Raw genomic sequence first — 24,826 nt, 5'->3', positions numbered from 1 at the left:
GATCACAGGTCGACGATGGTCCCGGCCGCGGGGTCGACCTTTCCGTCGAGCAGGTCGAGGTAGCCGCGCTGAATCTCGTCCTCAGTCGAAATCCGTTCGACACGAAGCCATTTGGAAGCCCAATCGGCGAACGGCGCCCATGCGTCGGCGACATTCTGGTCGAGCTTCGCGGTGCCCCAGTCGGCTCCGCGCTTCTTGATGCGGTCCGGCGCGAAGAAGAACACGGGTTTGGGCCCGGCGAGGTCGCCGCTGCCCTGTGTCATCTGAGTCCAGTGGGTCATCCCGACGGCGGAGCTGTGGGCGAGGCGGTCGCCGTAGCGGGCGTGGACGCCGGCGCGCACCGCGCCGTCACCGGAGATGTCGATGTACACGGCGCGATCACCGGGCAGCTCAGAGATGTTGTCGTACAACTGAACTGATCCATAGACGTCGAGTCCTTCGACAAAGGCGCGATTACCCGCCGAGGTCAGGCCCACCACGTTGATGCCGTCGCGCTTGGCGAGCAGGTACGCAGCGATGATGGCGGTCTTCGACGAGGCGCTGGAGATCACGATGGTGTCGGCGCCAAAAAAGCCTTCGTCCGCGACGAAGTCGTCGATGAGGAACGAGGTGAAAAAGAGCGGGAAGAACAGGATGTGCTCCGCCTCCCGGTTCGCGGCATAGACGGGGTCGGTCGTGACGTCGCGGTAGCTCTGGTAGGCCGACGGCAGCGGCAGCCGGTGGGGCGCGGCGTCGATGAACCCTTTTTCATCGATGCGGTCCGGGACGATCAGCAGGTGGCTCGCACACGGTAAGTAGCCGTAGACGCGTATGCCCGGCGCCAGGTCGGGGTGTCGCGATTGCTCGACGTGGGCGTATCCCCAGACATTCAGCTTCCCCCAGTCCGGGTCCGACGCGGGGAAGAAATCCCAGTAGCGCATCGCTTCGCCGAAGACTGCGTAGGTGATGTTGTTCGAGGTCAGCCCGAAGGACTCGACCCGCAACAGGGCTTCACCGTCGGCCGGCGTCGGCGCGGCACCGGAGACGAAGCGGGTCTGGTGCAGATCCTTGCGAAGGATTTCGAAGTCCATGCCAAGAGACTATGGGCGACGTCAACGTCGGGGCACCGGACGTCAGGCTACCGGGTGGCTCGGCGAGGCGTCGGCGAGTTCCTGACGAACGCGCTTCTCCACCAGCAGTGGGATGAAGTCCCGAATGGGACTCGCCTGGAATCGGGAATGGTGTTCGCGGACGGCGGCGTCGAGCACCTCGAAGCTGACCGCGGGGAACTGTTCCTTGAGGCGGCGCTCGATCTCAGCGATCCGGGTCTGCTCACTGATCCGTGCGCGCGGCGGCATGGTGAAAAGGATTGCCCGGACGGTGACTGTTCGTCAAACCCAAGGTGAACGATTGCGTTGAAGGGACTGTGCGCAGGCCCGCAGCCCATGTACCATTTGGTACATGATTACTGAGAGTGGCGTCGAAATCGACGCGCCGGCGCCCCTGGTGTGGGACGTTTTCAGCGATGTGGAGCGCTGGCCCGAATGGACCGCGTCGGTCTCCGAACTGCTCGCCCTGGACGGCCCCGGCCTCGCCCTCGGCAAGCGGTTCCAGATCAGGCAACCCAAGTTGCCCAAGCTCGTCTGGGAAGTGACCGATGTGGTCCCTGGGGTGTCGTGGACCTGGGTCCAGCGGTCCCCGGGCGGCATCACCTCAGCGCTGCACTCGCTGACCCCGATCGGCGATGACAGGACCCTCGTTCGTCAGGTGCTCGATCAAGGCGGCCCGGTAGGCGCGCTCATCGCCAGGCTGATGATCCGCACCACGCGCCGCTACCTGGAGATGGAAGGCCAGGGGCTCAAGGCCCGCAGCGAGCAATTGCGACATTCACTTGGCCCGCACTGACGTCGGGCGCCGCCGGCAGCTGCTCGATGCCCTGATCGACGAATTCGCGGCCGGCGGAATCGGCGACCGGTCACTGCGCGACGTGGCGGCCGCAGTGGGAACCAGTCATCGGATGCTGTTACACCACTTCGCATCCCGGGACGAGATGTTGCTGGCGATCGTCGAGGAGGTGGAAAACCGGCAGATGACGGTGCTGGCGGAGCTGCCGACTGACCCGGCGGGAAGTTTCGCCGCGATGTGGGCCACCCTGTGCCGCCCTGACTTGCGTCCTTTCGAGCGCCTGTTCTTCGAGTGTTACGCCCGCGGTGCCCAGGGTGAGGAGCCCTTTGCCCGGATGGTGCCCGGCGCCGTCGACGGCTGGCTGGCCGAAGCGGCGAAGGTCGCCGGCGCCGCCTACGACCCGGCGCTGGTACGACTGGGCCTTGCCGTCACCCGTGGACTGCTGCTCGACCTGGTGGCCACCGACGACGATGCCGGTGTCGCGACCGCCGTGCACGCTTTCACCGACCTTCTCCGGGGGCCGGGACTAAGCCGGGACTGAAATAGCGGACCGGTCGGTGCCGCGCCGCCGGACGACTTCATCGACCGCTTCGTCTCCGAGCTGCTGGGCCGCCAGAACCCCTGACCGGCGTGGTTGGCGGCGGTCTTTTTGTGGGTACAGCATCCGACATGGACCGCCCCGACACGATCATCGAAATCCATCGTGAACGCGTGCAGGACCAGACGGTCGAGATGTTCAGCGGCGACAAGCGCACCGAGTCCGTGGATGGCACCGGGTATTCGGCAACCGCCACGCTCGACCTCACCCTCGACCGGGTGTGGTTCATCGTCGACGCCCACGGGCGGGCGTGGCAGGAAGAGCACGATGGCGAAACGCGCGATCCGCTGCGGCATTTCGCGATCGACCTGGTGGTCTTCGATTCCAGGATCGTGATCGACTCGGTGACCTGCATTCCCCTGGTGGAACTGCCGCCGGCGACGGTCACGATCCCGGACGGGCCCCGGGCCGGGGAGTCCCGCGAGATTCCCTACAACGAGATCCCACTGTTCGGGCGACTGACCATTCACGATCAGCTCGAGCGGCACGAGTCCGAGCCGGGCAAGCACACCATCGCGCTGAACTTCACCGAGCAGGATGCGCCGGTGCTGCTGGCGGATGCGCTGCCGGACCCCTTCGCGGCCCGGCTGTTCGGGCCGAACGTCGAGCGCCGTGCCGACGGCACCACCGCACTCACCGGGGGCGACCCGCGGATCAGCTGGGAACTCGACTATGCCGAGGTTCACTGGATCACCCACAGCATCGCCGGCCAACTGCTGGTGAACATGGAGCGGCTGCAACATCCCGGCCTCTCCGACGATGAGGCGCAGACCAGGGTGCTCGACTCGCTCGCCACACAGATCGCCGATGCGGTCCGCCCGCAGCTGGCCGAGATGGGCGACGACGGCATTCAATCCCTGTTGCCCACACCGCTGGACGTCGATCCCCAGGCGCAGGACGACAGCACGGTGAAGGATCTCGACGCGGTCGTGCACCGCTTCGAGATCGGGGAAACCGTCCACGAATCCATGGTGGTTCAGCTGCAGACGCTGCGCGAGCTCCCCGCCGGTGAGCAGCTCCCACCGTCGATTCTTGCCGAAAACCCGCAAGAGAAAACGGGATTGGCCGTCAGCGGGTGGGGCATCCTGCGTCAGGTCCGGGACACCGTGAGGAACAGCTTCGAACTCGACGAGGGCGACTTCGACCCCGACGCGCCGTGTCTGTTGCAGGGGCCCAGAACCGTTGTCATCGGCGGCGAAGAGCGCAGCCTGGACGCCTTGGACGCCGACATCCTGCCGCGCACCGGAGATGGCCGGCTGGTGGTCGACGGTACCGTCAGTGCCGAAACCAAGCTCTACGACTTCAAGGCCGGCTTCAAGGTCACCTACGAGATGGGTCTCGACGAGATACCGCGCGACCCGAAAGTGGAGGAGACCCGGCGCGCCAACCTCAAGACCGTCGAAAGCCTCGAGGAGGCGCTGCAATCGGCGGGAGAGAAGAAGCGCGCGGGTGAGCTCAGCGGCGAGGAGTACGAGGCGGAGGTCAAGCGAGTCAGCGAGCTCTTCGATGAACTGCCGCGCACCGTGGGAGTGCGACCGATGCAGAATCCGCCTGAGCCCGAAGTGAATCCGGAGTTCAGTCTGACGGCGGCAGGAAAGGTTGCCACGGCGGCCGGCGCGGTGGCCGTCGCCGGCCTGATCGCACTCCCCGTCACCGCGGCGGCAGGAGCGGCGGGAGTCGGTGTGGCCGGGGCGGGCGGCCTGCTGACGTTGGCGATCGCTCAATACCTCACCACCGTGTTGACGATCGACTGGTTCGGTACCGGGATCGGGTCGCGTGAGGTCAAGAAGTCGCTGAACGACCAGCCCGACGGAACCTCGTTGCCTCCTATCGGGATACCGGTCGACGTCAACCTCAACCGGCAGCGCCTGGCGGTGTACTTCCGCCCGCTGCCCGGCAAGTTGTGGGTGAGCTGCCTGCAGACCGAGGAGTCCGAAGATGCTGAATTTCAAGCGATTCGGACGATCGGCGGCGAGTGGCCCACCGATGGCCGGCCGTGGAAGCTGTCCAATGACGATGCGCTGTTGTACGTCGCCTCCGACGAACTCGAGCTCCTCGTTGAACCTGACTCCGCAGGGGCGAACGAACTCCCACTCAGTGTCGCCACCGCCGCGGACGGGCAGCCCTACCTCTGTGTGGAAGCCGACCCCGACCGGCTCTACCGCCTTGCGCGGTGCTCACCGGAAGAGGCCGCACACAGCGGGTGAGTTCGTCAGAACTTCGCCACCGCGCCGGCGTCGACCGGCAGCGCCGCCCCGGTGATGTACTGCGCCTCGTCGGAGGCGAGGAACAACACGGCATTGCTGACGGCGCGCGCCTCGATCAGCGGCTTGGGCAACAGGTGAAATTGACCGATGATCTCTCCGGCATCTTGCACGGTGGGGTTCGGCAGGTCCGGCCGCAGCGTCCGGACGAACCAGTCGTTGTCCAGCATCGGCGTCAAGATATTGCCCGGGTGAATCGAATTGACCCGGATCCATTGTGGGGCAAGCTCATTGGCCAGCGAGTTCATCAAGCCGACGACGGCGTGTTTGGCTGAGGCGTAGTGCGCCATGTAGCCGCCGCCGCGGATGCCCAGCATGGAGCTGACCAGGATGATCGAGCCCCCGCCGTTGGTCATGTGCGGCAGTGCGACTTTGACCGTGTGCCACACGCCGGTCAGATTGATGTCCATCATCGTCTGCCACGCGGCTTCTTCGATCATCGCCGCGGGCGCGGGAATCCCGCTGATGCCGGCATTGGCCACCACGATGTCGAGTGGCCCCAACTCGTCGACCCCTTGCGCGACCGCAGCGCGCAGACCCTCCAGATCCCGCACGTCGGCCTTCGCGGTGACGATGCGGCGGCCCGCCTTTTCCACCAGGTCGGCGGTGTCGGCAAGGTCGCTGTCGGTGGCACCGGGATAGGCGACGCCCTCAATATCTGCGCAGACATCGACCGCGACGATGTCTGCGCCTTCTTCGGCCAGCCGGATCGCGTGTTCGCGGCCCTGTCCGCGCGCTGCGCCGGTGATCAAAGCGACCTTGCCGGCGACTCTGCCGACCCTGTTCTCTGCCATAGCGACAAATCCTGCCATGGCGGCTCGAAAGCACCTCAGCCGTCGCCAGTCCCGCCGTCCACCGCAACCAACAGGTCGTCGAGTCGCCGGGCCAGATTCCAGCCGAGGTAGACGGCGAAGTGCACGACGAGTTCTTCGAGTTCGGTGCGGGTCATGTCACCGAGGGTCAGGGCAGCCCGCAGGTGCTCGGTGACCTCCTCGTCGATCGCGGCCGATGCGGCGCCGCAGATGCTGATGATGCGCCGGTCGCGACGGGTGAGATAGCCGTGCCGACTCCATATTTCGCCGTACAGATAGTCCAGGCGGGCACGACCTTGAAAGCCAGTCCGGGCCTGCGGCGGCGCGTCGCCGTGGACCAGCCGGTAGGCCGAGATGCCGCGGTCGCGGCGGACGTCGTCGTCGACCGGTTCCGCCCAGGGCTCGAAGTCCGGCGCCTCGACCGGGGAGCCGGACTCCTCGGCGATCTTGTAGGCGCTCATCATTCCGTACACCTGCATGACTGAGGCCTTGGGCCAACCGGCCTGGGTCGCGAAATGCAGGACGAACTCGTCGAACTCCGGGTAGCTGATATCACCGCTCTTCAGGGCCGCGTAGACGTGGGTTTCGATCGGGGTGATCGCCCCTGCCGCGCCGACGCACGTCAAGGTGATCCAGCGGCGGTCGCGCGCAGTGAGGACACCGCGGCGCCACATCTCCCCGAAGACGTACCCGATGACCCCTGCCTCGAGGTAGGCCCCGGCCGGTTCGGGGCTCGCGGTGGTCATGATGCGTTCGTACTCGGCGCGCGCAACCGCTCGCCGTTCCTCGCGAGTCCTCCACTGCGCCATCACAATCGCATGATCCAGCCGCCGTCGACGGAGATGGTCTGGCCGTTGATCCAGTCTCCGGCGGGTGAGCACAGCAGCAGCATCGTGCCGACCAGGTCGGCCGGCGGCCCGGAAGTCTTGCCGGGGATCTGCGCGCCGAGGATGTCGCGGATCGGCGAGTCCTTCGGCAGGCTGACGTATGCGCTGTCGTTGTCGACCAGTCCGGGCGCGATCCCGTTGACGTTGATGCCACGCGATCCCAGTTCGCTGGCCAGGTTGCAGGTCAATCCGTGCAGCGCATACTTCGAAACCCCGTAGATGCCGCCGGCCATGAATGCGCCGGCCGACAGACCGTTGACGACCCGTCCACCACCGCGCGAGGCCATCGACTCGACGACGGCCTGGGTGCACAGCAACGGACCGCGCAGGTTCACGTTGAGTACCCGGTCCCAGTCCGCCACCGGCATATTCGACAACCCGTAGGGCGGCAGGTCGGTCATGATCGCGGCGTTGTTGATCAGGATGTCGATGCCACCGAACGCGCCCGTCGTCGCGGCGACCATCGCGGTGGCCGACTCGGCTGAGGTGACGTCCAGGTGCACCGCAAGCGACCGAAAACCTTTGTCTCGCAGACTATCGGTGGTGCGCTGCGCCGCCTGCAGGTTGATATCGGCGATCACCACCGCAGCGCCCACCGCGCACAGCGCCTCGGCGTAGACCTCACCGATACCGCCGGCGCCGCCGGTGACCACGGCAACCTTGCCGGTGAGGTCGAAGAGTTGTGTCACGTCCATTCGAGCATTAGGCACCACTTGATTAATGAAGTCAAGTGCCTTATTAATAAGTAGCATGGCTTAATCGAGCGGCCGGAGGATGCGATGACCGTCGACCTGAGTGTTCCCGTCGTGCATCTGCACATCGGGGGAGAGGCCCGCACCAGCGGCTCGGGCGGCGTGCACCACCACGTCTATCCCCCGACCGGGGAAGTGCAGGGTCCGGTGCCGCTGGCCGGCCCGGACGACGTCGACGCCGCGGTGCAGGCGGCGCACCGGGCGTACGGGGAGTGGCGGGCATGGCGGCCCGCGGAACGGGCCCGCGTCCTGCGCCGGCTGGCCGAACTCATGGAGCGCGACACCGCCGAAATCGCCCGGCTTTCGGTGCTGGACAACGGAATGACCGCCGGAATGGGCCAACCGCTCGTCGGGATCATGGTCAACTGGACGGCCTACTACGCCGGCTGGGCCGACAAGGTGGAAGGCCGCGTCACCTCGTTCCCGGCCAACCAGCGCGAACTCGCCTACTCGTTGCCCGAACCCTACGGCGTCGTCGGCATCATCCTGACCTGGAACGGCCCGGTCGTCTCGGTCGGCATGAAACTCACTCCCGCACTGGCCGCCGGAAACACCGTGGTCATGAAGCCCTCCGAGCTGACTCCGTACGCGACCGAACACCTGATGGGGCTCATCAGGGAAGCCGGAATCCCTGATGGCGTGGTCAATCTCGTGCTCGGCGGAGCCGACACGGGGGATGCGCTGGTACGCCACCCGCTGGTGCAGAAGGTCAGTTTCACCGGTGGTCCGGCCACCGCGCGCACGATCCTGGCCACCTGCGCGGAATACCTCAAACCGGCCGTCCTCGAGCTCGGCGGCAAGTCCGCCAATGTGCTCTTTCCCGATGCCGATCTCGATACGGCGGTCGCCGTCAACACCTTCAGCGTGTTGGGCACCCTGGCCGGTCAGGGATGCGCGATCCCGTCGCGCATGATCGTGCACGACGACGTCTACGACGACGTCGTGGATCGGGTTGTCGCAATGGTCTCCGGCATGCGATGTGGCGACCCGTTCGACCCGGCGACGCTCATCAGCCCGGTGGTGACCCGGCAGGCGCAACAGCGGATCCTGGCGATGATCGGGCGAGCGCAGGCCGACGGCGCGAAGTTGCTGGCCGGCGGTGGGATTCCCGACTATCTGTCCCAGGGTTTCTTCGTGGAGCCGACCGTCTTCGGCGACGTGGACCCGGCTTCCGAACTCGGACAGGTCGAAGTGTTCGGGCCGGTGCTCTCGCTGATGCGGTTCGAGACCGAGGAACAGGCGATCGAGATGGCGAACTGCACCGAATACGGCCTTGCCGCTTACGTTTACACGCGTGACGTCGGCCGGGTGCAGCGAATGGTGTCCGCGCTCAAGGCCGGTGGTGTCTACGTCAACGGTGCCAGCCCGGTCACCGGCTGCGAACTCGCCTTCGGCGGAGTGGGCATCTCCGGATACGGCCGCGAAGGTGGCGAGGAGGGACTGTTCGAGTTCCTGCGCACCAAGGCGGTCGGCATCGCATGAGCAGGCCGTTGAGTCTGGACGGCGCGGTCGCGGTGCTCACCGGTGCCGGCAGCGGCATCGGCCGCGCGACCGCCCTGCAATTCGCCGGTCGTGGGGCTTCCGTGGTGGTGGGCGATCTGTCGGAGGAGCGGGTCACCGAGGTCGTCGACCAGCTCACCGCGCTGGGCCGGCCGGCGATCGGGTTGCGCGCGGATGTGACGGTGGAAGCGGAGCTCGAGCAACTGCGCGACGCCGCCCTGCGGCGGTTCGGCCGGGTCGACGTGGTGATGAACAATGTGGGCGTCCTGGCGATCGGCGCGCCCGAAACGTTGCCCGAGGAGGCGTGGACCCGCACCATCGACGTCAACCTGTTCAGCATTGCGCGCAGCAACCGGGTTTTCCTGCCGGGACTGATCGCGCAGGGCAGCGGTCATGTCATCAACACCGCGTCGGCCTCGGGATTGCTCGCGTACGGCTTCGACCGGTTGCCCTACGTGGCGTCCAAGCACGCCATCGTCGGGCTCTCCGAGGCGCTGGCGGCCTATCTTGGGCCCAAAGGCGTTGGTGTCACCTGCCTTTGCCCTTCCGGGGTGATCACCAACATCCTGGAAGGCATCACGGTGTACGGGGATGCGGCGCCGACCCCGCGCGCGCCGGCGCACCAGATCGTTGGCGCCGACGATGTCGGGAAGCTGACGGCCGACGCGGTGGAGGCCGGGCGCTTCCTGGTGGTGACGGCTCCGGAGGTGCACGATGCACTCATGCAGCGCGCCACCGATATCGAGGCCTACATCCGGGCGACCATCGAGGCGCAGGGATGAGCGGTTTGCGGGTCGGTTTCGTGGGTCTGGGGTCACAGGGCGGCCCGATGGCAAGGCGGATTGTCGAGGACGGGTTCCCGACGACGCTATGGGCGCGCCGCCCCGAGTCGGTCGAACCCTTTGCCGGCACCGGTGCCGCGGTGGCATCCGATCGTCGGGCGCTCGGTGCTGCCTCGGATGTGTTGTGCCTCTGTGTCGTTGGTGACGCGGACGTCGACGAGGTACTGCGCGGCGACGAGGGCGCGCTGGCCGGGATGGCGGCCGGTGGCATCGTCGTGATTCACAGCACCGTCCACCCGGACACTTGCCGGCGCCTGCAAGCCGACTTCCCGCATCTGCATGTCGTCGACGCCCCGGTGTCCGGTGGCGGGCACATGGCTGCGGCAAAGGCGTTGCTGGTGATGCTCGGCGGCGACGGCGACGTGGTCGACCGCTGCCGGCCGGTGCTGGCGACATTCGCGAATCCGCTTGTGCACCTTGGGGGTCTGGGTGCCGGGCAGGCGGCGAAGCTACTGAACAACGCGCTGTTCAGTGCGCATCTGGGACTGGCCGCCAGCGTCTTCGCTCTGGCCGACCGGCTCGGCGTAGACAACGACGCCCTCAACACGGTGCTGTCGAAGGGCAGCGGCCGCAGTTACGCGGCCGAAGTGATCGGCAATTCCGGACACAGCCTGGCGGTGATGGCTCAACTCGCGGGTTCCCTGCTGGCCAAGGACGTCGACCTGCTCGCGGACCTGGCCGGTCGTGATTCCGCCGAGGTCGTCCAGGTTGCGGCCAACACCGTCGACGCGATGAAGCGCCTCAATGCGCAATGATCTGACGGTGAGTCCACGGAACGGCCCCCTTCCGGCAACCGCCCTGCAGCTGCTGCTGGCGGCCGAGCGGCTGTTCGCCGAACACGGGCTCGCCGGCGTCTCGCTGCGGCAGATCTCGGTCGAGGCCGGCTCCTCGAACAACTCGGCCATCCGGTACCACTTCGGTTCCAAGGATGATCTGCTGCGCGCGATCTTCACCTACCGCCTCGGCGACCTCATGCAGCGCCGGGCATTGTTGCGGGCCCGGGCACGCCCCGACGATCTTCGAGCGCAATTGGAGGCACATATCGTCCCGCTGATCGAGTTGGCGGAATCCCCGGACAGTTCTTACGTGTCGTTCATCGATCAATTGCAGCGAACCGGCCAGGTGGAGGTATTCCTGCGCCAATCCGATGCCATGAAGTCACAGGACGAGTTCGTTTCCGGGATGCAGCGCCTGCTGGGGCACATTCCGGAGCCGGCGCGCTCGCTACGGATTCAGCAGGCGCAGGATCTCGCCGTGCACCTCGCTGCCGAACGCGAGCGCGCGATTCGGCGCAACGACGCCGTGGTGCCTTTCGCACTGTTCGTTGCGGGCGTGGTAGACGGTCTCGCGGGATTTCTTGCCGCGCCCGCGTCCGCGGAAACGCAGCAACTGCTCTCGCGATAATCCGCAAATATTGAATTCGGGAAAACCCGAATGTTCGGTTCAGATGGCGCTATTCTCCGTTTCTGCGGTTCGGTATTCGGGAGCCGTGACGTTTTCTTGTTCGGACCTATCGGGCTGGTCGTATTCGGGAGATGTCATGTCATTTGTTATTGCGGCGCCGTCAATGTTGGAAGCGGCCGTTTCGGATCTGGCCGGCATTGGTTCGGCGCTCAGCACCGCCAATGCGGCCGCAGCGGGCGCGACGACGGACCTGCTGGCAGCGGCGGCCGACGAAGTGTCGGTGAGCATCGTCGCCCTGTTCGGTTCGCACGCGCAGGAATACCGGGCGGTCAGCGCGCAGGCGGCGGCCTTCCACGGCCAGTTCCTGCAGGCTCTGAATGCGGGTGCAGGCGCCTATGCGACTGCGGAGGTCGCCAGTGCCGCACCGCTGGATGGTTTGCTGCAGGTACTGCTCAATGTCGTCAATGCACCCGCGCAGGGTCTCTTCGGGCGTCCGCTGATCGGCAACGGGGCGAACGGCGCGCCGGGAACCGGTGCGGCCGGCGGAGCCGGCGGTTTGCTGTTCGGCAACGGCGGAGCCGGCGGGTCCGGCGCGGCGGGCCAGAATGGCGGGGCCGGTGGGGCCGCAGGCCTATTCGGCGCCGGGGGTGCCGGCGGGGCCGGCGGGGGTGCGGTTGCCGGCGGCGTCGGTGGAGTAGGCGGGGCCGGTGGAGCCGGTGGCTTGTTGTACGGCACCGGCGGGGCGGGCGGCGTCGGCGGCAGCGCGAGCCCCGGCGGGGCTCTGGGCATCGCCGGCGGCACCGGCGGGGCCGGCGGTGTCGGCGGGCTGTTCGGCGGCTACGGCGGGGCCGGTGGGGCCGGTGGCGATGGTGGCTCCAACGGCGCCGGCGGTATGGGCGGCCGCGGCGGCGCCAGCCCGTTGTTCGGCAATGGCGGCAACGGCGGGAACGGCGGCATCGCGGGCTTGGGCGGCGGCAACGGCGGGGCCGGTGGGGCCGGCGGCGCGGCCGGCGCGTTGTACGGCACCGCGGGTGCCGGTGGTGCCGGCGGCGCCGGCAACGTGGTCGGCAACGGTGGCGCCGGTGGGGTCGGTGGGTCTGGTGCGCTGTTCGGCGACGGCGGCGCGGGCGGTTCTGGTGGCGGCACCTTGGCCGGCGCCGGCGGAGCCGGCGGCGCTGGTGGAGCCGGCGGGGTGTTCGGTGATGGCGGAGCCGGTGGTGCCGGTGGCGGCAGCAACTTCGGCGTCGGCGGTGCCGGCGGGACCGGCGGCGCGGGATTGCTCGTAGGAATGGGCGGCACCGGTGGTGCCGGCGGCGGCAGTGTGGGCAACGTCGGGGGGGTGGGCGGTGCCGGCGGCGCCGGCGGGGTGTTCGGCGACGGCGGATCGGGAGGTGCGGGTGGTGCCAGCGTTTCCGCAGCCGGCGGAGTCGGCGGTGCCGGTGGTAGCGGCGGGTTTGTCTTCGGCGCCGGCGGTGTGGGAGGCATCGGCGGTGCCAGCTCGGCTACCGGCGGTAACGGCGGGGCCGGAGGCAACGCGATCGGGTTCGGCACCGGCGGGGCCGGCGGGGCCGGCGGCAGCGGCAACGCCGGTAGCGGCGGTGACGGCGGGGCCGGGGGCAGCACCGCATTCAGCGGTTCCGGCGGCGCGGGCGGCGCCGGCGGATTCAGCGAGGCGGGACCCGGAGGAAACGGCGGCAGCGGTGGGGCCGGCGGCGCGGTGAACGGTGCCGGCGGGGTCGGCGGCGCCGGCGGAGTGAGCGAAGCCGCGGCCGGTGGCAACGGCGGAGCCGGCGGCAAGGGTGCTTTGCTGATCGGCAGTGGCGGGGCCGGCGGGGCCGGCGGGCAAGGAAACGCCGGGGGCGCCGGTGCCGGGGCCGGCGGTTCCGGCGGGGCCGGCGGCAGCGGTGCGCTGATCGGGAACGGGGGCAACGCCGGTGTCGGCGGGACCGGTGACACCACGGGCAGCACCGGTGTCGGCGGTACTGGCGGGCTGCTGTTGGGTCTGGACGGATTTAACGCCGCAGCGAGCACCTCGCCGCTGCACACCGCGCAACAACAGCTTCTGAACGCGGTCAATGCGCCCTTCGAGACTCTGACCGGGCGACCGTTGATCGGCAATGGCACGCCCGGCGCAGCGGGCAGCGGAGCTGACGGCACGCCTGGTGGCTGGCTGTTCGGCGACGGTGGCGCAGGCGGTTCCGGTGCTGCCAACATGTCGGGCGGTCATGGCGGCAACGCCGGGCCTTTCGGCGCGGGCGGCTCCGGCGGGGCCGGAGGCGCGAGCACTACAACCGGACCCGGCGGGTTCGGCGGTAACGGCGGATTCGGCGGTCTGCTGTACGGGGCGGGCGGCTCCGGCGGTACCGGCGGCAGCGCGGGTGCCCTGGGCAGCGCGGGCGGTGCGGGCGGATACGGCGGCCAAGGCGGGCTGTTCGGCGGGTACGGCGGAGCCGGTGGAGCCGGCGGCGCGGGCGGTGTGACCGGGGTTGGCGGGACCGGCGGACTCGGCGGTGCCAGCCCGCTGACCGGCACCGGCGGCGTCGGTGGTGCGGGTGGGCTCGGCGGCTCCACCAGCGGCGACGGCGGGACGGGCGGCGGCGGTGGGGCGGCGGGTGCACTCTACGGCGCCGGCGGTGCCGGCGGCGCCGGCGGAGCCAGCAATGGCGCACCCGGCGGGACCGGCGGTGCCGGCGGTGTCGGCGGCGCAGCGGGCTTGATCGGCAACGGGGGTGCCGGCGGCCTCGGCGGCGGCAGCATCAACGGCGTCGGCGGCGCCGGCGGAAACGGCGGGGTCGCCGGGGTATTCGGCAACGGCGGGACCGGAGGGACGGGTGGGGCCAGCAGCACCCTGGGGGGCGGTTCCGGTGGGGCCGGCGGCGCGGGCACGATGTTCGGCAACGGTGGCACGGGCGGGGCCGGTGGGGCCAGTTCCAACGGCTTCGGCGGGGCCGGTGGTGCCGGTGGCGACAGCGGCCGCTTTTTCGGCCGGGGCGGTGCGGGTGGATCCGGCGGAGCCAGTGTCTTCACCGGCGGGACCGGCGGGGCGGGTGGAAACGCACTCGGATTCGGCGACGGCGGAGCGGGCGGGTCAGGCGGGGCCGGCGCCATATCCGACGGTGGGGCCGGGGGGGCCGGCGGCTACGCCAAATGGCTCGGCAACGGCGGAGCCGGCGGGAGCGGCGGCGTCACGGGCAATGGTGTCGGTGGCGTGGGCGGTGCCGGAGGCAATGCCCTGTTCAGCGGGTCTGGGGGCGCGGGCGGTGGCGGTGGGGTCAGCCTCATCGGCATCGGCGGCAGCGGCGGTAACGGCGGGTGGGCCGGGGCGTTCAATGGGATCGGCGGTGCCGGCGGTGCCGGCGCGGTGGGCGTTCTCGCTGTCAGCGGTAACGGCGGTAACGGCGGTGCGGCGCCGGGGATCGTCGGCTTCGGCGGTGCTGGTGGCGCGGGCGGCAACGCCCCCGAACTCACCGGTGTCAACGGCGTCGGCGGCAAAGGCGGTATGGGCGGCAGCGCTGGACAGATCGGTAACGGAGGCAACGGCGGCAACGGCGGGGACACCGCGGCCCCCGGTACCGTCGGTGCGGGCGGTCAGGGCGGCGCGGCCGGGCCGCGGATCGGTGTCAACGGGCTCAACGGCTTCACCGGGCTGCTGACCTGACGCAGCCCGGTCGCTCGCCAATTCAGCTGTGCCGGTGCAGAAATCCGTGCAGGCTGGCCTGTACCAGTTCCTCGACGATCGCGTCGCGTGAGGGTTGCTCGGCGCCGAAGAAGGCCGACCGCAATGCCACCATGCCGACGATCATCGCCACCGTGGAGTGCGCGGGCAGTTCGGGCCGCGCGGAGCGCAGTCCTCGCAACCGCATACCTTCGCTGCTGATCTGCCCGAGCACCGCGATGGCTTGCCGGATGTCGGCGATACCGGCATCGGCGAAGTCCTCTTCGCTGAAGGCCTCCGAGGCGGCAAGGGTCACCAGCAAGCCGCGGTGCTCGACGATCACGTCGTAGAGCTGTCCGACGAAATGGCGCGCCAGCTCGTCCTCGTCGGTCTCCTCCGGCACCATCTGTTGCCAGGTCCGGCCGAAATCGTCGACGAAGCTGGTGAAGGGAACGACCAGGGCTTCCCGGAATAGGCCTGCCTTGGAACCGAAGTTGCGGAAGAGCAGATATTCGGTGACCCCGGCGGCCGCGGCGATCTCGCGGGTGGTGGTGCTGCGGTAGTCCTTGCGCGCGAACAGTTCCCGGGCCGCATCGAGCAGCAGTCGGCGCGGTTCGCCGCGCGGCCGGCGGACCGCGGCAGGCCCGCGTTCAGAAGGGCGCTGGGACACGGCTTTCGACGATAGTCCGGTTGACCGCACGATTAAGATAGTGTCCACTATTAATTGTGGGCGCAGTCATCATGCTCGGCACGCTGGTCGGGCTGATCGTCGTCATTTACGGCGTGGTCTGCTACTTCGATCCCGAAGCCCGGCGATGAGCACGGGGTTGACGCCGCTGCTCACCGGCGCGGTCATCTTCGGCTGGGGCAGCGGCATCCTGTTCACCGCGGCCGGCGTCTACCTGAGCGTTCGCCGCCGGCGGCTGCACCCGCTGTTGTTGCTGTGCATCTCGGCGATCTCGTTTTCCTGGATCGAAGCGCCCTACGACTGGGCGATGTATGCGCAGTTCCCGCCGGCTCTCCCGCGGATGCCGTCGTGGTGGCCGCTGAACATGACGTGGGGCGGACTGCCGTCGTCGGTGCCCGTGGGCTACATCGGTTATTTCGTGTTGCCGGCCACGATCGGCGCCTTCCTCGGGCAGCGGATCAGCCGGCGGTTCGGCTGGAGAAGACCCCTCACGCTCCTCACGGTCGGCCTCGTCGTCGGCTTCTGCTGGGCCTTCGTCTTCAACGCGTTCGTCGGCGCCCGCCTGGGTGTCTTCTACTACGGCTATGTCATCCCCGGCCTTGCTGTCTTCGAAGGGACGCGGCACCAGTACCCGATCTACGACTCGCTGGCGATGGGTGTGCAGATGATGGTCTTCACCTACCTGCTCGGGCGCACCGACTCCGAAGGCCGAAACGTCATCGAAGCGTGGGCTGACAAACGGTCGACGAGTTCCCGGCAGTCTGCGCTGCTTTCCGTCGCGGCCGTGGTGATCGCCGGAAACCTCATGTACGGGGCCGTCTTTGCGCCTCACCTGGTGACGAAACTGGGTGGCTGGGTGACGTCGGGCCCGACCGAGCAGCTGTTCCCCGGCGTGCCCAATCAGCCCGCGCGCTAACCCGGCGCGTTGGTCACTTCTTCGACACAATGTCATCGCGGTCCTACCAGCTGGGATGGAAACAGCGCGACGATTGACTGCAGCCGAGAAGGAGGCAGTGTTTCGATGCGAGCAGTTGTCCTGAGCGCGCTGATCGCCGCGCTCTGTGTGTTGAATCCGCTGGCATCGCCCGCTCGCGCCGATCCGACGTCGACGTGCGGGGTGAACCTGAATGCGCCCCAGATCGAAACGGCGCTCGGTTCGTTACCCGCGCTGCCGGAGGGCTCCGCGTGGGATCACAACGTCAAGAGTTTCGACCCGAGCAGCAACTACAACCCGTGCGCAACGCTGTCGACGGTCATCGTCACCGTCGTCGGTGCCACCGGCAGTTCGCCCGACATGGCGTTGCTGTTCCACAAGGGCAGTTACGCCGGCGTGGCGACGTTGAAGGCGTATGCATTCACCAGCTTGAATGCGGCCAAGACCACCGATGACACCGTCGCCTTGGACTACAAGGACGGCAGGGAGGTCTGCACGGCATGCCCGGGACCGATCACCACCGTGCGATACCAATGGCAGAACGACCACGTCGCGATGTTGGACCCGGCTCCCGCCTGGTGAGCGATGAAGATCGACAAGCGGCTGGCGCATATCGTCCTGCAGACGGGTTGCTGCTGCCTTAGCTTGGTCAAACGGCGCGCAGCGGACAAGATGTAGAGCGGAATGCCCGCACGGGCCGACGATGTCGGTTCGTATGTCTGAAGGTCGAGAATATGGTTGTGCGCCACCGGGGTGGTTGCTGGCAAACGTGGTTATTGCGTTACAGTGCAGCAATTTTGGTCGCAATCGCCGCGCTGGCAGCGCCAGGACGAGCTTCGGCGGCTCCGCTGCCCTGGCAGCCGGCGCTGGCTGCCGAGCCGGCGCTGCTGGCCCGCGACCTGGTGTCCGACGAGCAGGCGCTGCGCGACCCGTCCTCCTCGGATGCGGTGCTGCAGGCGGCCGCCCTTCGTCAGCAGGCCGCCTACCGCGCCATCGGACGTCACCCCGAGTGGGAGCCGATCATCCGGCCCGTCATCCCGGCCTCGCTCGTCGGGATCTACGACCTGAACGTCGACGCGCGCCACCACCTGATGGCCCTGAACGCCGGAGAAGCCAAACCCACCCTGCCTGCTTGGCGCATCGACGCGCCGGCACCACTGGGCGAACTCGTCGCCGACTATCAGGCCGCCGCGGCGGCCTCCGGCGTCGACTGGAACTACCTCGCGGCGATCAACATGGTCGAGACCGACTTCGGCCGCATCAACGGCGTCAGCACCGCCGGCGCGCAGGGGCCCATGCAGTTCCTGCCGTCGACCTTCGCCGCGTACGCCGAGGGTGGCGACATCCACTCCCCGCGCGACAGCATCATGGCCGCCGGGCGCATGCTCGCCGCCAACGGCTTCGCGGGCAATCGCGACGGCGCCGTCTACAGCTACAACCATTCCAGTCACTACGTCGGAGCGGTGAAGGATTACGCCGCGGCGATCGCCGCCGATCCCGCCGTCCTGCCCGGCTACCACCGCTGGGACGTGTATTACCTGACGACCTCGGGCGACGTGTTGCTGCCTGTCGGTTACTTCGCCTCCGAGCGGATTCCCGTCGGCGACTACCTGGCCGGTCATCCCCAATGAGAATCAATCTCACCAGCATCCTCGTCGACGACCAGGACAAGGCCCTGCGCTTCTACACCGAGGTTCTCGGCTTCACGCCGAAGGCCGATATCCCGATGGGCGGCGCACGCTGGATCACCGTGGTGTCACCGGAAGATCCGGACGGCGTCGAACTCGTGCTGGAACCCGACGCCCATCCGGCGGTCAAGCCCTTCAAGGCAGCACTGGTTGCCGACGGCATCCCCTTCACGTCTTTCGCCGTCGCCGACGCCCGGGCCGAATACGAGCGGCTTGCCGGTCTCGGCGTGCGCTTCACCCGGGAACCTGTCGCCATGGGACCGGTGATCACCGCGGTGTTCGACGACACATGCGGAAACCTCATTCAGATCGCACAACTGACCGGCTGAGGCGCTCAGGTCATGCACACGTTGGAGAACAGCAGGACCGGCCAGGACACGATCGAACCCAGGTAGGACACGACCAGGTCGGCGCCGTGCATCTGGCTGAGGTGATCGGTGTGGCTCGAGGACCAGACCACTCCCACGACGAGATACGGGACCCCGAGCATGACCGCCAGGCCGAGCAGTTCGGCGATGGTCAGCTTGTACTCCAGCACGCTGCGAAGTTTTGTCAGCATCGGTACCCCCTGTTCGAAATGCGGCCCGGCCGGTGATGACGCAGTGCTATGTTAATGGCGATTCCTGGGTCCGGGGGTGGCTTATGGCTGTTTCGCATGGCGGGGCGCAACCGCAGTTGCTGTCGCTCGACGACACGCGGATCCATGTGGCCCGGCATACAGCCCGCTGGAGCAGCGGGCAGGTGGACGTCGGCGAGGCGATGGACTTCTGGGCATTCGCCGCGGGTGCGGCGAATGTGATCATGCAGTTGTCCTGGCCCGAGGTGGGCCATGGGGTCGTGGAATCCACGGTCGATTCGGGCAACCTGCTCAAGCACCCGTGGAAGCGGGCGCGCACCACGTTCCAGTATCTGGCCGTGGCGGTCTTCGGGTCGCCGGACGACCGCCATGCGTTCCGTGCCGCGGTCGACGGTGCGCATCGACACGTCAGGTCCACAGCCGAGAGTCCGGTGCGCTACAACGCCTTTGACCGCAACCTGCAGATGTGGGTGGCCGCCTGCCTGTTCGTCGGGCTGGAAGACACCTATCAACTGCTGCGCGGGCCGATGACCGAGGATCAGGCCGAACAGTTCTACCGCTCGGCGGCGACACTGGGCACCACCTTGCAGGTCCGCGAGGATCAATGGCCGCCGACCCGAAAAGCATTCGACGCGTACTGGATTGATGCATGCCGGCACGTGGTGATCGATGACGTCGTGGCGGATTACCTGCGCAATCTCATCGACCTGCAGATGGTCAATCCGCTGCTGCGCCTTCCGTTCCATCGGCTGCTGAAGTTCCTGACCGCCGGCTTTCTCGCCCCGGTTTTTCGCGACGCGCTCGACATCTCCTGGAGCGACGCGCAGCAGCGCCGATTCGAACGGCTGTTTCTTCTCGTTGCCTTCGTCAACCGGTTTCTGCCGCCGTTCATCCGCCAGGGCGCCAGTCAGCTGCTGCTCGCCGACATGCGCCGCCGGGTACGACGGCACCGTCCGCTGATCTGAGGCCGGGCATGGAGCGACTGCGTCGGGTGCTGAACTATCAGCTCAGTGTGGGCGCGCTCATCGAGATCGCCGTGTGGCTGGCGATCCCATATCTGGTGGTCGGCTTCCTGTGGGCGTCTCTGCACCCCGGTCAGGTCGAGCAGATCAGGATGCGAATCGCGACAGTCTCGCCGGTGGGTGCGGACGTCGCGGCGTTCGGTGCGGCGGCAGCGCTGTGGCCGGCGTCGTTGCAGATCGCCGCAGCGTGCCCGGCGAAGCAGTGAATAACGCTGTGCCTAAAACGATTTGACGTTATCGATGCTGACGAACATACCGTGGCCGGTGCCGCCATTGGTGAAGCGGGTGCCGTCGCTGCTCGCAACGATCGTCCAGCCGAGCACGTGGTACGTCTGGCCGTAGTTCAGCACCAGGTCGTTCTGCGGCGTGCCGCCGCCACCGAGATTGGCGTTGTTCCAGCTGAAGGCGCCCGATGCCCGGATCACGGCCTCGTCGAAGTGTTCGCCGTACGGACCTACCGGTGCCTGCGGAAAGCCCGGGCCGTGTTCGCAGGTGACCATCGAGTCACCGTCGTTCAGTTCGGCCGAGATGACGATGCACCGTACCGCGCCGGACTGGGTTCTCACGTACTGGCGACCCGCACCGGGATCGGCGATCGCGGGCGCAGCGATACCGGCCGCGAACAAGGTGAACGCCGTTGCGACTGCCGCGCGAATCATGCCGTGCCTCCTCGGGTTTCCCGGTTCAGCATGCAAGGAGACTCGGCGGGACGCAATACACGGTTCAGTTGCACACCCAGTTGACGATCTGGCCGCCGCCGAGGCGGTCCAGGGCGTCGGCTTCCGCGGCTGCACGGGTGTAACCGGTTCCACCTTGGTAATTCGAACCGTCGGAAGCCACTGCGCCGCAGAGGTTGAAGCTGATGATCACTCGGCAGTCCTTCTGGCCGCAGTTTTGCAACGCCACTTGCTCTGCCTTGGCCTTGACCGAGTAACCCTGCGATCGGCCCCAGGCGCCGCTCGGCGCGTAGGCGATTGCGCCATAGCGCATCACATGCGGGACGGGCATTTCCGGCCGCATGCCCATCTCCGCGACCGCAGCGTTGTCGAGATCGGCGCCCACCTGCCCGACCAGCGGAAGCGCGACGATCATCAGGCCCGCTGTAGCCCCTACGCTGGCAACGGTGAACGCGATTCGGTGGCGACGCTTATTCCTCATCTGAACTCCCTTCTCGAACTACTTGTGGGTTCAGATCTGGTGAGACGCGCGGCATGCGGAAGCTAATTGCTCTGGGCGTCAATATTTCTCGCGTCAGGGGTGGGGGACTGATGGCGATGGGCCAGTCGATTGCCGGGGCTCCATCGAGCCGCCCGGGCCCATCATCCCGGGTCCGGTGCCCCCGCCGGAACCCATCATCGGGCACGTGCTCCCCGTCTCGCCGCCGTAGCCGCGGTGCACGCCGTAGGGGCCGGATGTGCTACGCCCCAGAAAGAATCCCGAGAAGAAGATCACCGCCACGATGAAAACGACCCCGGCGGTGATGCTGACAACGGTCCAGGCATGATCGAGCCGGCTGTGTCGATCGGCGAAACGCGGGTGACCCAACTGCTCTGTCCCGGTGGTCGGTTCGGCAGATTCTGGAACGTGCGTCATAATGCCAGTGTGACGGCGCATACCCCATGGGGGTAGGGACCAAAGTCACAATTCTCGGCGTGCCGCCGCCCCTTACGCCGGGGCTGAGAAACCCGGTCCCGCCTCAGGAGTCACATTGCGCGCGGTGATTTCCTCGGTGCAGTGTGCGCAGATCAGCCGCGGATCGGCGACCTCACCACAAACCTGGTGCCGCAACAGGATTGGCGGCCCGTCCGGGTTGGGCAGGTGCTGGTCGCCCCATCGCATCAATACCACGACCGCGCCGAAGAGATCGTGGCCGACCTCGGTCAGGTGATACTCGTAGCGCTCCGGATCCTGCGAGTAGCGCACCCGCTCGAGAAGCCCCGCGTCGACGAGCATGCGTAGCCGCGACGACAACGTCGGCCGCGGAATGCTGAGGTTGCGGGCGAGCTGGCCGAACCGCTGCACCCCGAAGAACGCCTCGCGCAGGATCAGCAATGTCCAGCGTTCGCCCACCAATTCCAGCGCCCGGCCGACCGATTCCCCCTCGAAGCGGTGGGACAGGTCGGCGGACGTCATAGTTCAGTTACTGTACCGGTTCAATTACTGAACTGCACGTGATACCTTGACCGCACGACATCAGCACCGGGAGCCGCCGATGAATCACGCAGACACCCCAGAGGTCCTTGCCGAGAAAATCGCGCTGTCGGCCCGTGACATGGCGCCCGAGATCGACCGGGAGCGCAGGCTTCCGCCCGAGCTCGTGGCCCGCCTCAACGAGGCCGGCCTGTTGCGCGCCACCATGCCACGCGAGGTCGATGCACTGGAACTGTCGCCGCCCACGGCACTGCGGTGTGCGGAGGCGATCGCGCGGGGTGATGCGGCGACAGGTTGGTGCGTGTCGATCGCGATTACCAGCGCGCTGTTGGTGGCCTACCTGCCCGAAGCCGCGCGCGAGGAGATGTTCGGCGGTGGACGAGGCGTCGCCGCCGGGGTGTGGGCACCGCGGGGTAAGGCGAAGGCCGTCGACGGGGGCGTGGTCGTGTCCGGGCGCTGGCCTTTCTGCAGCGGAATCACGCACGCGGACATGCTGTTTGCGGGTTGTTTCGTGGACGAGAGCCGGGTGCCCGCGGTGGTCGCGCTGCCCAAGGAAGACTTGCGGGTGCTCGACAACTGGCACACCCTGGGGCTGCGCGGCACCGGCAGCCACGACACCGTCGCCGAGGAGGTCTTCGTGCCCGCCGACCGGGTGCTCTCGGTGTTCGACGGGCCGGCCGTCGACCGTCCGCTGTATCGCTTTCCCGTGTTCGGTTTCTTCGCCCTGTCGGTCGCCGCGGCGGCGCTGGGCAATGCCCGTGCGGCTATCGACGATCTCGTCGAGTTGGCCGGGGGCAAAAAGGGACTCGGGTCGACGCGCACCCTGGCAGAGCGTCCGGCGACCCAGGCCGCGGTGGCGACGGCGGAGTCGGCACTGGGTGCGGCCCGCGCGTGGTACTACGAGGCGACCGAAACCGCGTGGCAGGCCAGCCAGGACCCCGATCGTGTTCCGGTGGCCCTGCGAAACCGGCTGCGGCTGGCGGCTACGCACGCCGCCCGCACCTCCGCCGACGTGGTGCGCAGTATGTACGACCTGGCCGGCGGCACCGCCATCTACGACACCTCGCCGCTGCAGCGCCGGTTCCGCGACGCATTCACCGCGACCGCCCACTTCCAGGTGAATGAAGCGTCCCGCGAACTGCCCGGCCGCCTGCTGCTCGAGCAGCACGCCGACACCTCGATGCTGTGACGAAACTCGAAGTTGTCCTTCCGTTTTGGCTCGACCGGCCGGACCGTGAGGCATTGGAGATCGCACGGACGGTGGCCGAATCCGGTTCCTGTGGTTTCGAGGCCCTCTGGATCGGGGAGATGGCCACCTATGACGCGTTCGCCCTGGCGACCGCGATCGGGCTGCGCGCGTCGGAGTTGCCGCTGAAGGTCGGCCCGCTGGCCGTCGGTGTCCGTGGCCCGGTGACGCTGGCGCTCGGTGTGAGCACCGTGGCCTCCCTCACCGGCAACCGCGTCGACCTCGCCCTGGGAGCCTCCAGCCCGGCGATCGTGACCGGCTGGCACAACCGCGGCTGGGCTCACCACGTCCCGGTCATGCGAGAAACCATCGAATGCCTGCGACCGATGCTGGCCGGCGAGCGCGTCGATTACGCCGGCCGGCACGTCAGCAGCCATGGTTTCCGGTTGCGCAATCCCGTCCCGGAGGCGCGAATCGCTCTGGGCGCGTTCGGCCCCGGCATGATCGCGCTGGGGTCGCAACAGGCCGACGAAGTGGTGCTCAACCTCGCGTCGCCCGCGCGGGTGGCCGAGGTGCGTCACGCCGTCGACCACGCCGCGGGCGGACGGCCCGCGCCTCGTCTCACGGTGTGGGTGCCGGTCGCAGTCGATCCCGGCCCCGCCGCGCACGCACAGCTGGCCGGTCAACTCGGCGTCTACCTGGCGCCACCCGGATATGGAGAGATGTTCGGCGCGTTGGGATTCGGCGATCTGGTGCAGCGGGCCCGGACCGGCGTCTCCCGCCGCGAACTGGCTTCCGCGATTCCCGTCGAGTTGCTCGACACCGTTTGCGCCCTGGGTCCCGCGAAGCGGATCTCCGAGCGCATCCGCGCCTACCGGGACGCGGGCGCCGACTGCGTCGCGGTGGTCCCGTCGACCGCCGAAGATCCCGGCGGCCGCAGGGTTCTCACCGCCTTGAGTCAGGAGATGCCATGACGCCCGTCAACACCGTGTGCCGGCTGGCTGCCCGTCCGGTCGGACTGCCGAAAGTCTCCGACTGGCAGATCGGCGACGAAGCCGTCCCGACGCCGGGGGAGGGCGAGTTCCTCGTGCAGGTCGAGTACCTGTCGGTCGATCCGGCAATGCGCACCTGGATGAACGCCGGACGGTCCTATGTGGCGCCGGTGGAGATCGGCGAGGTGATGCGGGCCGGCGGCATCGGGCGCGTCGTCGAGTCGCGGCACCCGGATTTCGCCACCGGCGACGAGGTGTTCGGCACCTTCGGGGTGCAGCGCTACGCGGTCTCGGACGGCCGTGACGTCACCCCGGTCGACACCACGTTGGCGCCGGCTCCGGTGCACCTCGGTGCACTGGGCATCAGCGGTTTGACCGCCTACTTCGGGCTGCTCGACGTGGGCAGGCCGCAGCCGGGCCAGACTGTGGTCGTTTCGGGCGCCGCCGGTTCGGTGGGCAGCAGCGCCGGCCAGATCGCCCGCATCAAGGGGTGCCGGTCTATCGGCATCGCGGGTGGTGAGGACAAGTGCCGCTGGCTGGTCGAGGAACTCGGCTTCGATGCCGCGATCGACTACAAGGCGGGCGACTTGCGCAAGCAGTTGAGAACGCACGCGCCGGACGGCATCGACGTCTTCTTCGACAACGTCGGGGGCGCCACCCTCGAAGCCGCGTTGTCCCGGCTGGCCCGGGGTGCCCGCGTCGTCATCTGTGGTGCCATCTCGCAATACAACGCGAGCGATGAATTGCGTGGTCCGGCGAACTATATGCAGCTGTTGGTCGCTCGGGCCTCCATGACCGGCTTCGTCATCTTCGACTACGCCGATCGTTACCGCGAAGGGGTTGTGCAGCTTGCGGATTGGCTGCGCACCGGCGAGTTGCGTTCGCGGGAACAGATTATCGAGGGCACCGTAGCCGACTTTCCCGAGGTGCTGCTCGGACTGTTCCGGGGCGACAACACTGGCAAACTGATCCTGGCACTCGATTCCTGAC

General features: G+C 67.9%; 28 protein-coding genes. 17 read left to right on the top strand and 11 right to left on the bottom strand.

Annotated elements, in window-relative coordinates; all coding sequences use genetic code 11:
• Positions 1-2 precede the first annotated feature (2 nt).
• Together QXK92_RS11525 and QXK92_RS11520 are read right to left on the bottom strand one after the other, a co-directional pair.
• Positions 3-1,070: a DUF2855 family protein gene (locus QXK92_RS11525; RefSeq protein WP_306241754.1), complete on the bottom strand. Its 1,068-nt coding sequence runs from the start codon at positions 1,068-1,070 to the stop codon at positions 3-5.
• Positions 1,071-1,112: 42 nt separating this feature from the next.
• Complete coding sequence (locus QXK92_RS11520) at positions 1,113-1,337, bottom strand: three-helix bundle dimerization domain-containing protein (RefSeq protein WP_306241753.1); 225 nt, start codon at positions 1,335-1,337, stop codon at positions 1,113-1,115.
• A 103-nt stretch (positions 1,338-1,440) separates the two neighbouring features.
• Here QXK92_RS11520 and QXK92_RS11515 point away from each other — a divergent pair, with 103 nt between their 5' ends.
• From QXK92_RS11515 to QXK92_RS11505, 3 genes are all read left to right on the top strand, one after another.
• Entirely contained in the window at positions 1,441-1,884 is a 444-nt protein-coding gene (locus tag QXK92_RS11515) for an SRPBCC family protein (RefSeq protein WP_306241752.1), read from the top strand.
• Entirely contained in the window at positions 1,871-2,425 is a 555-nt protein-coding gene (locus QXK92_RS11510) for a TetR/AcrR family transcriptional regulator (protein ID WP_306241751.1), read from the top strand. The genes QXK92_RS11515 and QXK92_RS11510 overlap by 14 nt, the downstream gene beginning before the upstream one ends.
• 128 nt (positions 2,426-2,553) lie before the next feature.
• Positions 2,554-4,689, top strand: coding sequence for a hypothetical protein (locus tag QXK92_RS11505; protein ID WP_306241750.1), 2,136 nt, complete (start codon positions 2,554-2,556; stop codon positions 4,687-4,689).
• Between the two features lie 5 nt (positions 4,690-4,694).
• Here QXK92_RS11505 and QXK92_RS11500 read toward each other — a convergent pair whose 3' ends face one another.
• From QXK92_RS11500 to QXK92_RS11490, 3 genes are all read right to left on the bottom strand, one after another.
• Positions 4,695-5,540: a mycofactocin-coupled SDR family oxidoreductase gene (locus tag QXK92_RS11500; RefSeq protein ID WP_306241749.1), complete on the bottom strand. Its 846-nt coding sequence runs from the start codon at positions 5,538-5,540 to the stop codon at positions 4,695-4,697.
• 35 nt (positions 5,541-5,575) lie between these two features.
• Complete coding sequence (locus tag QXK92_RS11495; protein WP_306241748.1) at positions 5,576-6,304, bottom strand: carboxymuconolactone decarboxylase family protein; 729 nt, start codon at positions 6,302-6,304, stop codon at positions 5,576-5,578.
• 62 nt (positions 6,305-6,366) lie between these two features.
• On the bottom strand, positions 6,367-7,140 hold the full coding sequence (locus tag QXK92_RS11490; RefSeq protein ID WP_306241747.1) for an SDR family oxidoreductase: 774 nt from the start codon (positions 7,138-7,140) through the stop codon (positions 6,367-6,369).
• A gap of 84 nt (positions 7,141-7,224) precedes the next feature.
• Here QXK92_RS11490 and QXK92_RS11485 point away from each other — a divergent pair, with 84 nt between their 5' ends.
• The 5 genes from QXK92_RS11485 (at position 7,225) to QXK92_RS11465 (ending at position 14,601) form a co-directional block, all read left to right on the top strand.
• Positions 7,225-8,679 (top strand): aldehyde dehydrogenase, encoded by a 1,455-nt coding sequence (locus QXK92_RS11485; RefSeq protein WP_306241746.1) that lies wholly within the window; start codon positions 7,225-7,227, stop codon positions 8,677-8,679.
• On the top strand, positions 8,676-9,479 hold the full coding sequence (locus QXK92_RS11480) for an SDR family oxidoreductase (protein ID WP_306241745.1): 804 nt from the start codon (positions 8,676-8,678) through the stop codon (positions 9,477-9,479). Before QXK92_RS11485 ends, QXK92_RS11480 begins: the two co-directional genes overlap by 4 nt.
• Positions 9,476-10,294, top strand: coding sequence for an NAD(P)-dependent oxidoreductase (locus QXK92_RS11475; protein WP_306241744.1), 819 nt, complete (start codon positions 9,476-9,478; stop codon positions 10,292-10,294). The genes QXK92_RS11480 and QXK92_RS11475 overlap by 4 nt, the downstream gene beginning before the upstream one ends.
• A gap of 7 nt (positions 10,295-10,301) precedes the next feature.
• Complete coding sequence (locus tag QXK92_RS11470) at positions 10,302-10,943, top strand: TetR/AcrR family transcriptional regulator (protein WP_306241743.1); 642 nt, start codon at positions 10,302-10,304, stop codon at positions 10,941-10,943.
• 136 nt (positions 10,944-11,079) lie between these two features.
• A complete protein-coding gene (locus QXK92_RS11465; protein WP_306241742.1) occupies positions 11,080-14,601 on the top strand; it encodes a PE family protein in 3,522 nt (1,173 codons plus the stop codon).
• A 22-nt stretch (positions 14,602-14,623) separates the two neighbouring features.
• Here the strand turns inward: QXK92_RS11465 and QXK92_RS11460 are convergent, their stop codons facing one another.
• Complete coding sequence (locus tag QXK92_RS11460) at positions 14,624-15,268, bottom strand: TetR/AcrR family transcriptional regulator (protein ID WP_306241741.1); 645 nt, start codon at positions 15,266-15,268, stop codon at positions 14,624-14,626.
• A 145-nt stretch (positions 15,269-15,413) separates the two neighbouring features.
• On the opposite strand from QXK92_RS11460, the gene QXK92_RS11455 reads away from it, so the two are divergent.
• The 4 genes from QXK92_RS11455 (at position 15,414) to QXK92_RS11440 (ending at position 18,237) form a co-directional block, all read left to right on the top strand.
• Positions 15,414-16,202 (top strand): spirocyclase AveC family protein, encoded by a 789-nt coding sequence (locus tag QXK92_RS11455; protein ID WP_306241740.1) that lies wholly within the window; start codon positions 15,414-15,416, stop codon positions 16,200-16,202.
• 105 nt (positions 16,203-16,307) lie between these two features.
• Positions 16,308-16,802 carry an LppP/LprE family lipoprotein gene (locus tag QXK92_RS11450; RefSeq protein WP_306241739.1) on the top strand — a complete coding sequence of 165 codons (495 nt, stop codon included), beginning with the start codon at positions 16,308-16,310 and terminating at the stop codon, positions 16,800-16,802.
• Between the two features lie 152 nt (positions 16,803-16,954).
• A complete protein-coding gene (locus tag QXK92_RS11445) occupies positions 16,955-17,851 on the top strand; it encodes a lytic transglycosylase domain-containing protein (protein ID WP_306241738.1) in 897 nt (298 codons plus the stop codon).
• Complete coding sequence (locus QXK92_RS11440) at positions 17,848-18,237, top strand: VOC family protein (protein ID WP_306241737.1); 390 nt, start codon at positions 17,848-17,850, stop codon at positions 18,235-18,237. The genes QXK92_RS11445 and QXK92_RS11440 overlap by 4 nt, the downstream gene beginning before the upstream one ends.
• Positions 18,238-18,242: 5 nt before the next feature.
• Here QXK92_RS11440 and QXK92_RS11435 read toward each other — a convergent pair whose 3' ends face one another.
• Positions 18,243-18,467 carry a hypothetical protein gene (locus QXK92_RS11435; protein ID WP_306241736.1) on the bottom strand — a complete coding sequence of 75 codons (225 nt, stop codon included), beginning with the start codon at positions 18,465-18,467 and terminating at the stop codon, positions 18,243-18,245.
• Between the two features lie 83 nt (positions 18,468-18,550).
• On the opposite strand from QXK92_RS11435, the gene QXK92_RS11430 reads away from it, so the two are divergent.
• The gene (locus QXK92_RS11430; RefSeq protein WP_306241735.1) at positions 18,551-19,450 is read left to right on the top strand and encodes an oxygenase MpaB family protein; all 900 of its coding nucleotides are present in this window, start codon (positions 18,551-18,553) and stop codon (positions 19,448-19,450) included.
• An 8-nt stretch (positions 19,451-19,458) separates the two neighbouring features.
• Entirely contained in the window at positions 19,459-19,713 is a 255-nt protein-coding gene (locus QXK92_RS11425; protein WP_306241734.1) for a hypothetical protein, read from the top strand.
• A 12-nt stretch (positions 19,714-19,725) separates the two neighbouring features.
• On the opposite strand, the gene QXK92_RS11420 is transcribed toward QXK92_RS11425, so the two are convergent.
• The 4 genes from QXK92_RS11420 to QXK92_RS11405 form a co-directional block, all read right to left on the bottom strand.
• A complete protein-coding gene (locus tag QXK92_RS11420; RefSeq protein WP_306241733.1) occupies positions 19,726-20,166 on the bottom strand; it encodes a hypothetical protein in 441 nt (146 codons plus the stop codon).
• Between the two features lie 64 nt (positions 20,167-20,230).
• A complete protein-coding gene (locus QXK92_RS11415) occupies positions 20,231-20,599 on the bottom strand; it encodes a DUF4189 domain-containing protein (RefSeq protein ID WP_371934155.1) in 369 nt (122 codons plus the stop codon).
• A gap of 159 nt (positions 20,600-20,758) precedes the next feature.
• Positions 20,759-21,100, bottom strand: a complete 342-nt coding sequence (locus QXK92_RS11410) for a hypothetical protein (RefSeq protein WP_306241731.1) — start codon at positions 21,098-21,100, stop codon at positions 20,759-20,761.
• A 72-nt stretch (positions 21,101-21,172) separates the two neighbouring features.
• Complete coding sequence (locus tag QXK92_RS11405; protein ID WP_306241730.1) at positions 21,173-21,640, bottom strand: helix-turn-helix domain-containing protein; 468 nt, start codon at positions 21,638-21,640, stop codon at positions 21,173-21,175.
• 79 nt (positions 21,641-21,719) lie between these two features.
• Between QXK92_RS11405 and QXK92_RS11400 the strand changes: the two genes are divergently transcribed.
• Genes QXK92_RS11400 through QXK92_RS11390 form a run of 3 tightly spaced genes read left to right on the top strand, consistent with a single transcriptional unit; the run spans position 21,720 to position 24,825 of the window.
• Entirely contained in the window at positions 21,720-22,847 is a 1,128-nt protein-coding gene (locus QXK92_RS11400) for an acyl-CoA dehydrogenase family protein (protein WP_306241729.1), read from the top strand.
• Positions 22,844-23,818, top strand: a complete 975-nt coding sequence (locus QXK92_RS11395) for an LLM class F420-dependent oxidoreductase (RefSeq protein WP_306241728.1) — start codon at positions 22,844-22,846, stop codon at positions 23,816-23,818. Before QXK92_RS11400 ends, QXK92_RS11395 begins: the two co-directional genes overlap by 4 nt.
• Positions 23,815-24,825, top strand: coding sequence for an NADP-dependent oxidoreductase (locus QXK92_RS11390; protein WP_306241727.1), 1,011 nt, complete (start codon positions 23,815-23,817; stop codon positions 24,823-24,825). The genes QXK92_RS11395 and QXK92_RS11390 overlap by 4 nt, the downstream gene beginning before the upstream one ends.
• The last annotated feature ends 1 nt before the right edge of the window (position 24,826 follow it).

The sequence above is a fragment of the Mycobacterium sp. TY815 genome, assembly GCF_030755135.1.
Lineage (GTDB): Bacteria > Actinomycetota > Actinomycetes > Mycobacteriales > Mycobacteriaceae > Mycobacterium.
Note: the sequence above shows the minus strand (reverse complement) of the source record. Positions and strands in the feature narration are given on the sequence as shown.